The organism is uncultured Massilia sp., assembly GCF_913773735.1.
GTDB lineage: Bacteria > Pseudomonadota > Gammaproteobacteria > Burkholderiales > Burkholderiaceae_D > Telluria.
Genome location: NZ_CAJYEB010000025.1, coordinates 221,935 through 234,056 on the forward strand (window position 1 = coordinate 221,935; position 12,122 = coordinate 234,056).

The 12,122-nt window shown below is 73.0% G+C and carries 11 protein-coding genes and 1 pseudogene; 5 read left to right on the forward strand and 7 right to left on the reverse strand.

All coding sequences use genetic code 11. From position 1 onward, the window contains the following. The first annotated feature begins 52 nt into the window (after nucleotides 1–52). Complete coding sequence (locus tag QZ749_RS13690) at nucleotides 53–1,276, forward strand: hypothetical protein (protein WP_296947796.1); 1,224 nt, start codon at nucleotides 53–55, stop codon at nucleotides 1,274–1,276. Here the strand turns inward: QZ749_RS13690 and QZ749_RS13695 are convergent. Continuing rightward, nucleotides 1,265–1,840, reverse strand: a complete 576-nt coding sequence (locus QZ749_RS13695) for a DNA-binding protein (RefSeq protein ID WP_296947798.1) — start codon at nucleotides 1,838–1,840, stop codon at nucleotides 1,265–1,267. The two genes, QZ749_RS13690 and QZ749_RS13695, sit on opposite strands and share 12 nt — an antisense overlap. A gap of 34 nt (nucleotides 1,841–1,874) precedes the next feature. Beyond that, on the reverse strand, nucleotides 1,875–3,083 hold the full coding sequence (locus tag QZ749_RS13700; protein WP_296947800.1) for a cation:proton antiporter: 1,209 nt from the start codon (nucleotides 3,081–3,083) through the stop codon (nucleotides 1,875–1,877). A 354-nt stretch (nucleotides 3,084–3,437) separates the two neighbouring features. Between QZ749_RS13700 and QZ749_RS13705 the strand changes: the two genes are divergently transcribed. After that, nucleotides 3,438–3,998 (forward strand): TetR/AcrR family transcriptional regulator, encoded by a 561-nt coding sequence (locus QZ749_RS13705; protein ID WP_296947803.1) that lies wholly within the window; start codon nucleotides 3,438–3,440, stop codon nucleotides 3,996–3,998. Between the two features lie 90 nt (nucleotides 3,999–4,088). Here QZ749_RS13705 and QZ749_RS13710 read toward each other — a convergent pair whose 3' ends face one another. Next, complete coding sequence (locus QZ749_RS13710; protein WP_296947808.1) at nucleotides 4,089–5,165, reverse strand: nitronate monooxygenase family protein; 1,077 nt, start codon at nucleotides 5,163–5,165, stop codon at nucleotides 4,089–4,091. Between the two features lie 83 nt (nucleotides 5,166–5,248). On the opposite strand from QZ749_RS13710, the gene QZ749_RS13715 reads away from it, so the two are divergent. Then, nucleotides 5,249–6,121 (forward strand): LysR substrate-binding domain-containing protein, encoded by an 873-nt coding sequence (locus QZ749_RS13715; RefSeq protein ID WP_296947810.1) that lies wholly within the window; start codon nucleotides 5,249–5,251, stop codon nucleotides 6,119–6,121. A gap of 30 nt (nucleotides 6,122–6,151) precedes the next feature. Here QZ749_RS13715 and QZ749_RS13720 read toward each other — a convergent pair whose 3' ends face one another. Further along, the gene (locus QZ749_RS13720; RefSeq protein ID WP_296947813.1) at nucleotides 6,152–7,234 is read right to left on the reverse strand and encodes an aldo/keto reductase; all 1,083 of its coding nucleotides are present in this window, start codon (nucleotides 7,232–7,234) and stop codon (nucleotides 6,152–6,154) included. Between the two features lie 141 nt (nucleotides 7,235–7,375). On the opposite strand from QZ749_RS13720, the gene QZ749_RS13725 reads away from it, so the two are divergent. Then, entirely contained in the window at nucleotides 7,376–8,278 is a 903-nt protein-coding gene (locus QZ749_RS13725; protein WP_296947816.1) for an AraC family transcriptional regulator, read from the forward strand. A gap of 175 nt (nucleotides 8,279–8,453) precedes the next feature. On the opposite strand, the gene QZ749_RS13730 is transcribed toward QZ749_RS13725, so the two are convergent. Further along, nucleotides 8,454–9,446 carry an aldo/keto reductase gene (locus QZ749_RS13730; RefSeq protein ID WP_296947818.1) on the reverse strand — a complete coding sequence of 331 codons (993 nt, stop codon included), beginning with the start codon at nucleotides 9,444–9,446 and terminating at the stop codon, nucleotides 8,454–8,456. A 113-nt stretch (nucleotides 9,447–9,559) separates the two neighbouring features. On the opposite strand from QZ749_RS13730, the gene QZ749_RS13735 reads away from it, so the two are divergent. Next, on the forward strand, nucleotides 9,560–10,456 hold the full coding sequence (locus QZ749_RS13735) for a LysR family transcriptional regulator (protein WP_296947821.1): 897 nt from the start codon (nucleotides 9,560–9,562) through the stop codon (nucleotides 10,454–10,456). A 75-nt stretch (nucleotides 10,457–10,531) separates the two neighbouring features. On the opposite strand, the gene QZ749_RS13740 is transcribed toward QZ749_RS13735, so the two are convergent. Together QZ749_RS13740 and QZ749_RS13745 are read right to left on the reverse strand one after the other, a co-directional pair. Further along, nucleotides 10,532–10,774, reverse strand: a complete 243-nt coding sequence (locus tag QZ749_RS13740) for a hypothetical protein (RefSeq protein ID WP_296947823.1) — start codon at nucleotides 10,772–10,774, stop codon at nucleotides 10,532–10,534. A 299-nt stretch (nucleotides 10,775–11,073) separates the two neighbouring features. Next, nucleotides 11,074–12,105: pseudogene (locus QZ749_RS13745) on the reverse strand (MFS transporter); the annotation flags it as partial. Between the last annotated feature and the right edge of the window lie 17 nt (nucleotides 12,106–12,122).

The following is a 12,122-nucleotide window of genomic DNA, read 5'->3' on the forward strand; positions in this document are numbered from 1 at the left end:
ACCGTCACAATCGCCACAGTGCTACCCTGAGTGCTTTGCGCGCCTTCGCCACATGCGCTTTCCGATCGCCATCCTGCTCCTGTGCGGCGCGCTCGACGCCGCCGCCCAGCCGCTCCCCGCGGCGCCCGCGCCCCATCCTCGCCACCCCGTCCTCGCCACTCCTACCGACCTGCGCGCCGCCCTCCAGGCCGCCGATGCCACGCCAGGCGGCGGCGCCCTGGCCGCCTTCACGCCCTACGGCAGGCGGCGCTTCGCGCGCTCGATCCGCTGGGGCAGCGCCGGCGTGGGCGGCTTCGGCACGGCGGCGCCGCTTCGCGAACTCGACGCCGGCCAGCTCGCCGCCGTGCTGGACCTGCTGGATGCCGGCGCCTACCTGCCGCGCCTGCGCGCGCAACTGGCCGGCGCGCCGCTGCGCCTGCCGGCGCCCGCCATCGACGTCGAGCGCGCGCTCGACAGCCTCGAGGACGTCGCCGTGGCCGCCGGCACCGCCACCTCCATCACCACCACCGGCGCACCGACGCTGCTGCGCGCCTACGACAGCCTGTTCGGCGCCCGCATGGACGCCGCGGCGCTGCGCCGCGCCGGGGACGGCGACCTGCCGCCGCTGTTCGACGCCGCCGCCCTCGCCAGCATGGGCAACCCCAACGCGCGCGCGGTCGATGACCTGTTGCGGGTGCACGATGAACTGGGCCGGCGCGGCATCGCCACCGGCCGCACCTTCGACGCCACGGCGCTGCAGGCGCTGGTCGCGGCGCGGCGCTTCGACGCCGCCAGGGCCTTCCGGGCGGCGCACCCGGCGCTGGCGCACGTGCGGGTGCCGCGCGTGCGCGACGACCTCGGCCCGGACTTCCGGGGGCGCAGCGTGCTGCGCCCGGATGCCGGCGCGGGCACGCTGGTGCGCGCGCCGGCGCCGGCCCCGGCGGGCACGCAACTGCTGGTGATGGTCGGGGCGGGCTGCCACTTCTCGCGCAATGCGCTGGCCGCCATCGGGGCCGATCCGGCCCTCCAGGCGCGCCTGCGGGCAGCCAACGCCATGCTGGTCGTCACGCCCGACGACCCCGTCCCGCTGGACCTGCTGGCCGAATGGAACGCGGCCCATCCCGCGCTGCCGCTGGCCGTGCCCTACGACGACCGGGGCTGGCCGCGCCTGCACATGGCGAGCGTGCCGCACTTCTATCTGCTGCGCGACGGGAAGATCGCCGACGAGGACAGCGGCTGGCCCGAGGGCGGCCGGGGAGACGCGCTGCTGCGCCTGCTGGACGCCTCAGTCAGATAGGCCGCGCGCTTCCGGCCACCCGCCGCCGCCGAACGCCGCCTCGCGCGACGCCGTGCGCACCATGCCGAACGGCGAAATGTCGCGCCCGACGCAGCGCGAGCTGAGCGCCAGGCTGTCGAAGCGGCCGAAACCGTCGGCGACGCGGCCGGCATCCCAGGACGCGGCCGGCGGCTGGCCGGCGGCCAGCTCGTCCTCCAGCCGCTGCACCCGCGCATGCAGGGCGGCGACGGTGCCGCGCAGGCGCGCCAGCTCCGCATCCTTCTCGCGCAGCGCCCGTTCGTGGCCGGCCAGCAGCGCGCGCAGGCGTTCGTCGGCGTCCGCGTGCAGCCGGTCGGCCAGCTGCTCGACGATGGCATGCAGCGCGCGTCCGGTTTCCTGGCGCGCGTCGCCCGCGCCGCCGGCCGCCTCGTCGCCCAGTGCCTTCAGGTGCTTGTGGATCGTGGACTTGGAGCCGGTGTCGCCGAGCGCGTGGCGCACCGCGTCGACGGACGGGTAGCGTCCCTCCGCCAGCAGCCGGTCGCGGATGGTCCTGACCTGGGATTTCGTGAGTCCGGTGCGCGCCATAGTGCGTTTCCTTCCCGTCGTCGCGCGTCGCCGCTCAGGAACTGGCCTGCTCGACCAGCCCGCTGTGCTGCGCCCGGTTCAGTTTCGGGTGCACCAGCGGAATCGTCAGCATGGTGCTGCCCACCGCCATCAGCAGCAGCGCCGTGAAGGTCTCGCTGGTGATGATGCCCTTGTCGAGCAGGATGTTGGCGAAGATGATCTCGATCAGGGCCTTGGTCTGCAGCAGCCAGCCGATGATCGACGCCTCGCCGCGCCGCCACTTCAGCAGGCGGCCGGCGAGGTGGGCGCCGGCCAGCTTGCCGCCGACCGAGGCGAACAGCAGCAGGCCGGCGACGAAGAACACCGAGGTGCCGCCCATGTCCCACTTGGTGCGCAGGCCCGTGCTGAGGAAGAACACCGGCATCAGCACCAGCAGCACGTTCTTGAACAGCGCTTCCAGCTGCTCCTGCCCGAACCAGCCGGCATCCATCACCACGCCGGCCAGGAAGGCGCCCACCATGAAGTGCAGACCGGCCCAGTCGGCGCCGAAGGCGCAGGCGATCAGCCAGATGATCGCCACGAACCAGCGGTCGCCGGCCGGCAGGCGCGGCATCAGGCGGCGGAACACGAAGGTGAGCGCGGCGAAGGCCAGCAGGAAGCCCAGCTGGCGGCCGACGCGGTCCCAGTCGAGGAGGATCAGCGCCAGCACGCCCCAGATGGCGACGTCGTCCAGGCTGGCGTAGCGCAGGATGCGCTGGCCCAAGGGCTGGCGCAGGATGTCGAGTTTTTCCATCAGCAGCACCAGCACCGGCAGCGCGGTCACGGCGCAGGCCATGCCCGTGCCCAGCGTGAACTGCCAGGTCGCCGCCTTCGGTCCCATCCAGCCCGGATAGGACGCGATCACCAGCGCCGCGGCACAGCCGAACAGCAGCGGGGTCAGCAGGGAAAGACCCGCCGTCGTCACGCTCTCGCGCCGGAACTCCCAGACTTTTTTCAGGTCGAGCTCGATGCCGGCAAGCATCACGAACAGCATCACGCCCCATTGCGCGATGCCGTTGAGGGTCTTCACCACGTCCGGGTTGAAGACGAATTTGTGGTACTCGGGAAAGGCTGCGCCCATGACGCCGGGGCCGAGCACGATGCCCATGATGATCTGGACGATGGCCAGCGGCGCGAAGTAGTCGGTCCTGAACAGGCGCCAGACGAGGTAGGGCGCGACGAAGATCAACAGCATTGCCAACAAGAAAATTTCGGTGGTGCTCATGGGTCTCCTTTTTTATCGTTATGTCTTGCGCGTCATGGATTACGTAATAACGTAATGCGCTTGATCATAACCAATGATTGCCAAATTCCAAAGAAATTTCATCGTTCCCACGCCGGCTGGCATGCCTTCCGGCCACGGTCCATTGTCGCGCCGACATCGTCAAGCCATTACGCAACGAATTTAACGTTGCGCATGCGAATCGCATTTGTACAATTGTGCTCTACCCATTACAATTGATTACAATCGTGACAAGGCAGCTTTCCAAATTTGGCAACGCGCACCCAGTCCTCGCATCCGTCCGGCCGCGCGGCTCGGCGGAACGCCCCCAACCACAGCAGGAATTGCAACAACAGAATGCGTTACTCCAGTAACCATAAGGCCGAAACGCGCAAGCGCATCATCGGCGAAGCGTCGCGCCGGTTCCGCAAGAACGGTATCGAAGGCACGGGCCTGGTGCCCCTGATGAAGGCGCTGGGCCTGACCCATGGCGGCTTCTACGCCCATTTCACCTCCAAGGACGCGCTGGTCCAGGCGTCGCTCGAAGCGGCCGTCGGCGACATGCTCGCGCGCTGGCCCGATCCCCGCAACGGCGAGGAATTGCGCGCCTTCGTGGACGACTACCTGTCGGCGCAGCATCGCGACAATCCCGGCGAAGGCTGTCCGCTGACGAGCCTGGGCGTGGAGCTGGGCCTGCGCGGCACGCCCAGCTCCACCAGCGATGCGATGGTCGCGCGCATGGCCGAGCGCCTGGCAGGCAGCGAGGTGCGCGCCGCCGCCCCGCAACAGGGCATGGTGGCGCTGGCCGCCATGGTCGGCGCGATCGCGCTGGCGCGCGCGGTGTCCGACCCCGCCACGTCGGACGGCATCCTCGACGCCGTGCGCGCGGCCATCCAGCCGCCGGCCGACGAAGGCTGACGCCGGCCCGCGCCGCGCGCGCCGGGCCCGTTCCCGCCCGGGCGCAGGCTCCTGGGCTAGCTGGCTGAACCGCCCGTCGCGCGCGCGCTTTCAGCCAGGCAGGCTGCCGGCGCCCGCTTCCCGCCCCAGCACCCGCACCAGCTCCGCCGCCGGCAAGGCCCGCGCCAGCGGCGCGCCCTGCCCTGCCCAGTAGGCCCCGAACTCGTGGATGCCGGCCTTCGTCGCGGCCGCGTGCAGCTGCTTGGCGGCGTCGTAGGCGACCGGATAGTCGGCCGGCGCCGGGCTGCCGGGCGCGTCGCCATGCGCCATCAGGCGCGTGGCGATGCCGCGTGCCGGACGGCCCGAGATCGCGGCGCTCAGGCGCGTCGTGGCGGCGCGCTCGCCGCCCAGCAGCGCGCGATGGGCGGCGCTCGCCGCCGATTCCGGGCACGCCACGAAGGCCGTCCCCAGTTGCGCCGCCGCCGCGCCCAGGTCCAGCGCCGCGCGGATGCCCTGCCCGTCCATGATGCCGCCGGCCATGACCACCGGGATGCCCGTCCGCTTCACCAGCAGGCGCGTCAAGACCGCCGCGCTCAGGCGCTCGTCCGGCGCCGCCGGGTCGAACATGCCGCGGTGGCCGCCGGCCTCGATGCCCTGGGCCACGATGGCGTCGATGCCGGCCCGCTCGATGCGGCGCGCCTCGTCCAGGTTGGTGGCCGTCGCCATCAGGTAGATGCCGGCCGCGCGCAGCGCCGCGATGCGCGCGGCGTCCGGCAGCCCGAAGTGGAAGCTGACCACGGCCGGACGCGTCTCCAGCAGCACCTTGAGACTGTCCTCGTCGTCGAGGAAGCTCGTGTAGATCTCGTCCAGCGCCGACGGCGGCTGCGCGCCGGCCTCGGCGAACAGCGGCGCCAGGTGCGCGATCCAGGCCGCCTCGCGGGCGACGTTGCGGCGCGCGCGCGCGTGGCAGAACACGTTCACGTTGAACGGCCGCGCCGTCAGCCCGCGCGTGTCGCCGATCATGCGGCGGGCCTGGTCGGCGCTGGCCGCGCCGATCGCGATCGATCCCAGCGCGCCGGCCTCGGCGACGGCCGCGGCCAGCTGCGGCGTCGAGGTGCCGGCCATCGGCGCCTGGATGAGGGGCAGCCCGATGCCGAGCCGGGCCAGGAACTGCGCGGATGCCGTCATGATTCTTCTCCCGATAATGAATTGCCGATTACATTCTTGAAATCAGAATGATAAGATCATAGCATTCCAATCCGGGAAACGTCATGGATTTCGACTCCCTCAAGATCTTCCGCACCGTCGCCGCCGAGCTGAGCATCACCCAGGCCGCCGTCCGCCTGGGGCGCGCGCCGTCCAACGTCACCACGCGCATCCAGCAGCTGGAGGCGGAGTTCGGCGAGGCGCTGTTCGTGCGCACCGGCAAGCGCATGACGCTGTCCGGCGCCGGCACGCGCCTGCTCGACTATGCGGGCCGGCTGCTGGCGCTCGAAGAAGAGGCGCGCCACGTCGTCAGCGGCGGGCGCGACGGCGGCGCGCTGCGCATCGGCAGCATGGAAAGCACGGCGGCCAGCCGCCTGCCGGCGCTGCTGGCCGGCTACCACCTGCGCCATCCGGGCACGCGCCTGGAACTCGGCACCGGGCCGAGCCGCCAGCTCGTCGAGCGCCTGCTCGCCGGCCAGATCGACTGCGCCTTCGCCGCCCTGCCGCCGGCGCTGGGCGGCGCGTCCGGCCTGGCCGAACTGGGCCTGCGCATGCGTCCGGTGTGGACCGAGGCCCTGCTGCTGCTGCTGCCCGCGAGCGAGGCGCACGCGCGCGACCCGCGCGCGCTGCGCGTGCGCTCGCTGGCCGCCTTCCCGGCCGGCTGCACCTACCGCCAGCGGGCCGAAGAGCTGCTGGGCATCGCCGCCACGCCCGGCTGGACGATCCAGGAGATGGCGTCCTACCACGCCATGGTCGCCTGCGTGGCGGCCGGCGCCTGCGTCACCGTGCTGCCCGCGAGCGTGCTGGCGCTGGCCAACGCGCCGGCCGGCCTGGCCACGCTGGACGCGGGGCGCATCGACACCTGCCTGCTGTGGCGCGACGGCTACGACGTGCCGGCGTTTCGCGCCCTGGTCGAGCTGGTCGACCCGGTGACCTGAGCGACGGTGGCGCCGCCGGCGCCCTGTCCTTCAGAGCGTCGCCGGTGCGCGCCGCGCCACTTCGGCGCCGCCGAAGATCAGCTGCTGCACCATCGGCTGGCCGACGAAGCGCTGCGGGAAGATCGGCGCCGGCCGGCTGGCCGCGTCCAGGCGCGCCACGTGGTCGTCGCCCAGCACCACGTCCAGCGCGCCCAGGTTGTCGAGCGCCTGCGCCAGCGTGCGCGCGCCGATCACCGGCGCCGTCACGGCGGGGTTCAGCAGCGTCCAGGCGAGCGCCACCTGCGCCGCCGTCGCCCCGGTCTCGCCGGCCACCGCCGACGCTTCGCGCGCGATGGCCAGCGAGGTGTCGTTCAGCAGCCCGGACGAGGCGATCACGCCCTTGCGGGTGGCCGAAACGCCCCGTTCTCCCTGCGTGTCGAGGTCGGCGCTGCCGTACTTGCCGCTCAGGATGCCGCCGCCCAGCGGCGACCACGGCATCACGCCCAGGCCCAGCGCGCGCGCCATCGGCAGCAGCTCGTGCTCGACGCTGCGCTCGACCAGGCTGTACTCGATCTGCAGCGCCACCAGGCGCGACCAGCCGCGCAGCTCGGCGATCGTCTGCAGCTGCGCCACGCGCCAGGCCGGCGTATTGCAGATGCCGAGGTACAGGACCTTGCCGGCGCGGACCAGGTCGTCCAGCGCGCGCAGCACCTCGTCCGGCGGCGTGGTCTCGTCCCAGGCGTGCAGGTGCAGGAGTTCGATGCGGTCGGTGCCCAGCTGGCGCAGGCTCTGCTCGACCGAGCGCACCAGGTTCATGCGGTGGTTGCCGCCCGCGTTCGGATCGCCGGGCTGGCGCGCCATCGTGAACTTGGTCGACAGGACGATGCGCTCGCGCCGTCCCTGCATCAGCTTGCCGACGATGCGCTCGGCGCTGCCGTTGGTGTAGTTGACGGCCGTGTCGACGAAGTTGCCGCCGCGCTCCACGTAGGCGTCGAAGATGCGGCGCGCCTCGGCCTCGTCGGCGCCCCAGCCCCAGTCCTGGCCGAAGGTCATCGTGCCCAGCGCCAGCGGCGAGACGCGCAGGCCGGAACGGCCCAGCAGGCGGTAGTGGTCCAGTGCGATGGTGGTGCTCATGTCGTGCTCCTCGTGTGGTGTGGATGATGGGGCACAGTGTGCGGCCGCCGGCCGGGTGCGCGGTAGCGCGAATGTCCCGCATGATTGCACGATCGTCCGGGCGCCCGCACGGCGGCGCGCGGTCCTGCTATCCTTGCGCTCATGGAACCGCTTGCACGACTCGCCGACATCATCGCGCGCCACGCCCCCGGCGACGGCGCCCACGATACCATCCTGCCGGGCGTGAGCCTGCTGCGCGCATCGGCGCCGACGATGCCGATGCCGGTGGTGTACGAACCCACGCTGTGCCTGGTCGCCCAGGGCCGCAAGCAGGCCGTCCTCGGCACCACGGCCTATGTCTACGATGCGGCCAACTACCTGGTCGCCTCGGTCGACCTGCCGGTGATGGGATCGGTGGTGCAGGCCAGCGCCGAGGCGCCCTACCTGTGCCTGCGCCTGAACCTCGACATGGCCGCGCTGGGCGACCTGGCGCTGCGCCATCCGGCCGCCGGCCCCGAGCCGGCCGCCGACGGTCCCGGCCTGGCGCTGAACCGCACCACGCCCGAGCTGCTCGACGCCGCCGTGCGCCTGGCCGCGCTGCTGGATGCGCCGGCCGACGCCGGGGCGCTGGCGCCGCTGGTGGTGCGCGAGATCCTGTACCGCCTGCTCACCGGTCCGGGCAACCACGTGGTGCGCCAGATGGCGCAGGCCAACAGCCGCCTGAACGCGATCGCCCGCGCCATCGTCTGGCTGCGCGCCCACTACGCCGACGCCTGCCGCATCGACGACATGGCCGACGTCGCGGGCATGAGCCGCTCGACCTTCCACGCCCATTTCAAGGCGGTGACGTCGATGAGTCCGCTGGAATTCCGCACGCAGCTGCGCATGCAGGAAGCGCGCCGGCTGATGGTGGCGGCGGGGATGGATGCGGCCAGCGCGGGCTACCGCGTCGGCTACGAGAGTCCGTCGCAGTTCAGCCGCGACTATGCCCGGCTGTTCGGGGCGCCGCCGGCGAAGGATGCGAGCCGGTTGCGGGCGGGGGGGATGGCGCTGGCGGCGCATTAGGCGCCACCGCCGCGAGACCGTCGTCCCGGCGCGGGAAGCGGTCGCCCAAGCCGCATGGCGGCGTTGCGGCGTTGCGGCGTTGCGCACCGCTCGCGGCAGGCGCGCCGGCCGGGACGCGGTCCGCACGGGTCCCGGCGGCCCGGCCGGCGCCGCGGCCACGCGCCGGGCGGGCCGCCTACCGGTCGATCATCGCCAGCGCGTTCGCGTTGTAGCGCGCGCCCGCCACGCCGATGGCGTCCAGCGCGCCGTCCAGCCGGCGCATGTCGTCGGCCGTCAGCGCCAGCGCTGCCGCGCCCAGGTTCTGCTCCAGGTAGCTGCGGCGCTTGGTGCCGGGGATGGGGACGATGTCGTCGCCCTTGTGCAGCAGCCAGGCCAGCGCCACCTGCCCCGGCGCGGCGCCGTGGGCCTGGGCGATCTCCTTGACCAGGCCGGCGATCGCCATGTTGCGGTCGAAGTTCTCGCCCTGCAGGCGCGGGTCGCCCTTGGCGCGGTAGTCGTCGGGGGCGTAGTCCTCGGCGCGCCTGGCGCTGCCGGTCAGGAAGCCGCGGCCCAGGGGGCTGAACGGCACCAGGCCGATGCCCAGCTCGCGCAGCACCGGCAGCACGCCGGCCTCCAGGTTGCGCTCCCAGATCGAGTATTCGCTCTGCAGCGCCGCCACCGGGTGCACGGCGTGGGCGCGCCGGATCGTGTCGGCGCCGGCCTCGGACAGGCCGAAGTGCAGCACCTTGCCCTCGCGGACCAGGTCGGCGACCGTGCCCGCCACGTCCTCGATCGGCACGGCCGGATCGACGCGGTGCTGGTACAGCAGGTCGATGCGGTCGGTGCGCAGGCGTTGCAGCGACGCCTCGACCACCTCGCGGATGTGGCGCGGGCGGCTGTCGGCGCCCTGGAACAGGCCCTTGCCGTTGATGACGAAGCCGAACTTGGTCGCCAGCTGCACGCGGTCGCGCCGCCCCGCGAGCGCGCGGCCCAGCAGTTCCTCATTGGTGAACGGGCCGTAGACCTCGGCCGTGTCGAGGAAGGTGCAGCCCAGGTCGATGGCGCGGTGGATCGTCGCGATCGATTCGGCGTCGTCCGGCGTGCCGTAGGCATGGCTCATGCCCATGCAGCCCAGGCCGATGGCCGAGACTTCCAGTCCGGTGCTTCCCAGCTTGCGTGTCGCCAGCATGTCGTTTCTCCTTGGTGGATGCGCCCGATGGCGCGATGGGGACACTGTATGCCTTGCCCGCCGCAAAGAAAACACCAATAATCGGTGGATCATTTTCCAGGAATGGAAAACCCGTGGATTGGAACGACCTCAAGTATTTCCTCGAAGTGGCGCGCGGCGGCAGCCTGACGCGGGCCGCCCAGGCGCTGCGCGTGAGCCAGTCGACCGTCGGCCGCCGCATCGCCGAGCTGGAAAGCCGGCTCGGCGCGCGCCTGTTCGCGCGCCACCAGACCGGCTACTTCCTCACCGACGAGGGCCGCGGCATGCTGGCGCGCGCCGAGGCGGTCGAGGAAAACATGCTGGCGTTCGAGCGCGGCGCCTCCGGCCTGAACCCGGGCGTGTCCGGCACCGTGCGCCTGGCCACCTCGGACAACCTGGCGAGCGACCTGGTGATCCCCGCCCTGCCCGCCTTCATGGCGCGCCATCCGCGCCTGCGCCTGGACATCCTCACCACCACGGCCACGGTGGCGCTGGGCGGACGCGAGGCCGACCTGGCGCTGCGCGTCGTGCAGCCGACCCACGGCAACCTGCGCGTGCGCCGGCTGGGGGAACTGAGCTACGGCGTGTACGGCCGGCGCGACTACCTCGACCGGCACCCGGCGGCCGGCGCCGACCCGCTGGCCGGCCGCGCCATCATCGGCTGGGACGAGTCCCACGCCCACCTGCCCGCCGCGCAGTGGCTGGCCGCCAGGGTGGCGCCGGCGCAGGTCGTGCTGGCCACCTCCAGCCTGCGCACGCAGATCGCCGCCGTGCAGGCCGGCCTGGGCCTGGCCGTCCTGCCCGACTTCCTGGCGGTCGGCGACGGCATGGTGCGGGTACTCGGCGCGGACCAGGTATTCAGCAACGGCGTCTGGCTGGCCATGCATGCGGACCTCGGCGCTTCCGCGCGGGTGCGCGCGGTGGCGGACTTCCTCGCCGACGTCGTCACCCGCGCCGATCCGGCGCTGTCGGGACGCTGGCCGGGCGCCTGACGCCCGTCGACGGCGCCGGCGCCCGCTCGCCGGCCGCGGCCCGCTGCGCAGGCCTGCCGCGAACCCGGCCCCGCGTCACGCCTGCGATGCCAGCAGCGCCAGCGCGCGGCGGTCGTCTGCGCGGATCGATTCGCCGGTCATCACGCGGCGGATCACGCTGCCGGCCACGCGCTGCCCCTTCAGGTACTCGATGGCGCAGGTGCTGCCGGAGCGCGCCCGGATCAGGATGGCGCGGTGGACGATGCCGGCCGTGTCCGTGCCGGGCGGCATGGCGCCGGCGGCGAGGCCGGCACGGCGATCCATTTCCATGATTCCCATGGCAAACTCCTTTCCAGATCCAGCGATGTGTACGGGCGGCTGCGCCGGCCAATATACGCGCGGCGGACCGAAAAGTGAAACGGCACGCATCGCGTGCGCCGCCTTCACGCGGGGATGCGGACGTTGCGCCCGGCCAGCACGCCGGCGCCGGCCATCGCCAGCGCCAGCGCGACGCAGGCGCCCAGCGGCGCGTCCCAGCCGCCCAGCGCATCGTGCAACGCGCCGATCGCCATCGGCCCCGCCGCCGCCAGCAGGTAGCCGGCGCACTGGGCCATGCCGGACAACGCGGCCGCCTGCTGCGCATTGCCGGTACGCAAGCCGACGAAGGCCAGGCCCAGGATGAAGCTGGCGCCACTGCCGAGGCCGAACATGGCGACCCACGCGCCGGCCCACTGCGGCGCCAGTTGCAGGCCGGCCAGCGCCACGGCGGCCAGCAGCGCCGCGCCGGCGGCCGGCAGGCGCTGGTCGCGCAGGCGCCGCAGCAGCGGGCCGAGCAGCAGGCCCGGCACGGCGCTGGCCAGTTGCAGGATGCCGTGCAGCGAACCGGCCCGGGTGGCGGCCACGCCGGCGTCGGCCAGGATGGTCGGCAGCCAGCCGATGGCGATGTAGTAGACGGTCGAATTCAGGCCGAGGAACAGCGTGACCTGCCAGGCCAGCGCCGAGCGCCACACCGCAGGGCCCTGCCGCCGCGCCGGCGCGCCCGCCGCCATGCCCGCCTGCGCGCGGGGCAGCGCCAGCCAGGCCAGCAGCGCCACGGCCGGCAGGACCGCGAACGCGGCCAGCGCCGCCCGCCAGCCCCAGGCCTGCGCCAGCGGCGCAACCGCGGCCGAGCCCAGCGCCGCGACGAGGCCGGCCGCCAGCGCATAGGCGCCGGTGAGCGCCGCGACGTCGTCGGGGAAGTCGCGCTTGACCAGGCTGGGCAGCAGCACGTTGCCCACCGCGATGCCGGCGCCGGCCAGGCCGGTGCCGAGGTACAGCCAGCCGGCGGGGCCGGCCGAGCGCAGCAGCACGCCGGCCGCGATGGCGGCGAGCGCGCCCGCCAGGGCCCGCTCCAGGCCGAACGCGCGCACCAGGCGCGCGCCGAACGGCGACACGATGGCGAACACCAGCAGCGGCAGCGTCGTCAGCGCGCCGGCCCCGACGGTGCCCAGGCCGAGGTCGGCGCGCACCGTCGCCAGCAGCGGCGGCAGCGCGGTGAACGGCGCGCGCAGGTTGGCGGCGATCAGGAGGATGCCGGCCAGCAGGCAGGCGTGGCGGGCGGAACGTGACTGGATCAGGGTGCGCATCGGACGGGTGGGCAGCGGCAACCCGGTCATTCTACGCAGCACCATTCATGGTCTAATAGAGC

Coding starts and splice junctions, on each gene's coding strand:
- QZ749_RS13700 (WP_296947800.1), bottom strand. CDS start 3,083: ATGAGCACCACCGAAATTTTCTTGTTGGCAATGCTGTTGATCTTCGTC.
- QZ749_RS13710 (WP_296947808.1), bottom strand. CDS start 5,165: ATGACGGCATCCGCGCAGTTCCTGGCCCGGCTCGGCATCGGGCTGCCC.
- QZ749_RS13695 (WP_296947798.1), bottom strand. CDS start 1,840: ATGGCGCGCACCGGACTCACGAAATCCCAGGTCAGGACCATCCGCGAC.
- QZ749_RS13690 (WP_296947796.1), top strand. CDS start 53: ATGCGCTTTCCGATCGCCATCCTGCTCCTGTGCGGCGCGCTCGACGCC.
- QZ749_RS13705 (WP_296947803.1), top strand. CDS start 3,438: ATGCGTTACTCCAGTAACCATAAGGCCGAAACGCGCAAGCGCATCATC.
- QZ749_RS13730 (WP_296947818.1), bottom strand. CDS start 9,446: ATGCTGGCGACACGCAAGCTGGGAAGCACCGGACTGGAAGTCTCGGCC.
- QZ749_RS13740 (WP_296947823.1), bottom strand. CDS start 10,774: ATGGGAATCATGGAAATGGATCGCCGTGCCGGCCTCGCCGCCGGCGCC.
- QZ749_RS13715 (WP_296947810.1), top strand. CDS start 5,249: ATGGATTTCGACTCCCTCAAGATCTTCCGCACCGTCGCCGCCGAGCTG.
- QZ749_RS13720 (WP_296947813.1), bottom strand. CDS start 7,234: ATGAGCACCACCATCGCACTGGACCACTACCGCCTGCTGGGCCGTTCC.
- QZ749_RS13725 (WP_296947816.1), top strand. CDS start 7,376: ATGGAACCGCTTGCACGACTCGCCGACATCATCGCGCGCCACGCCCCC.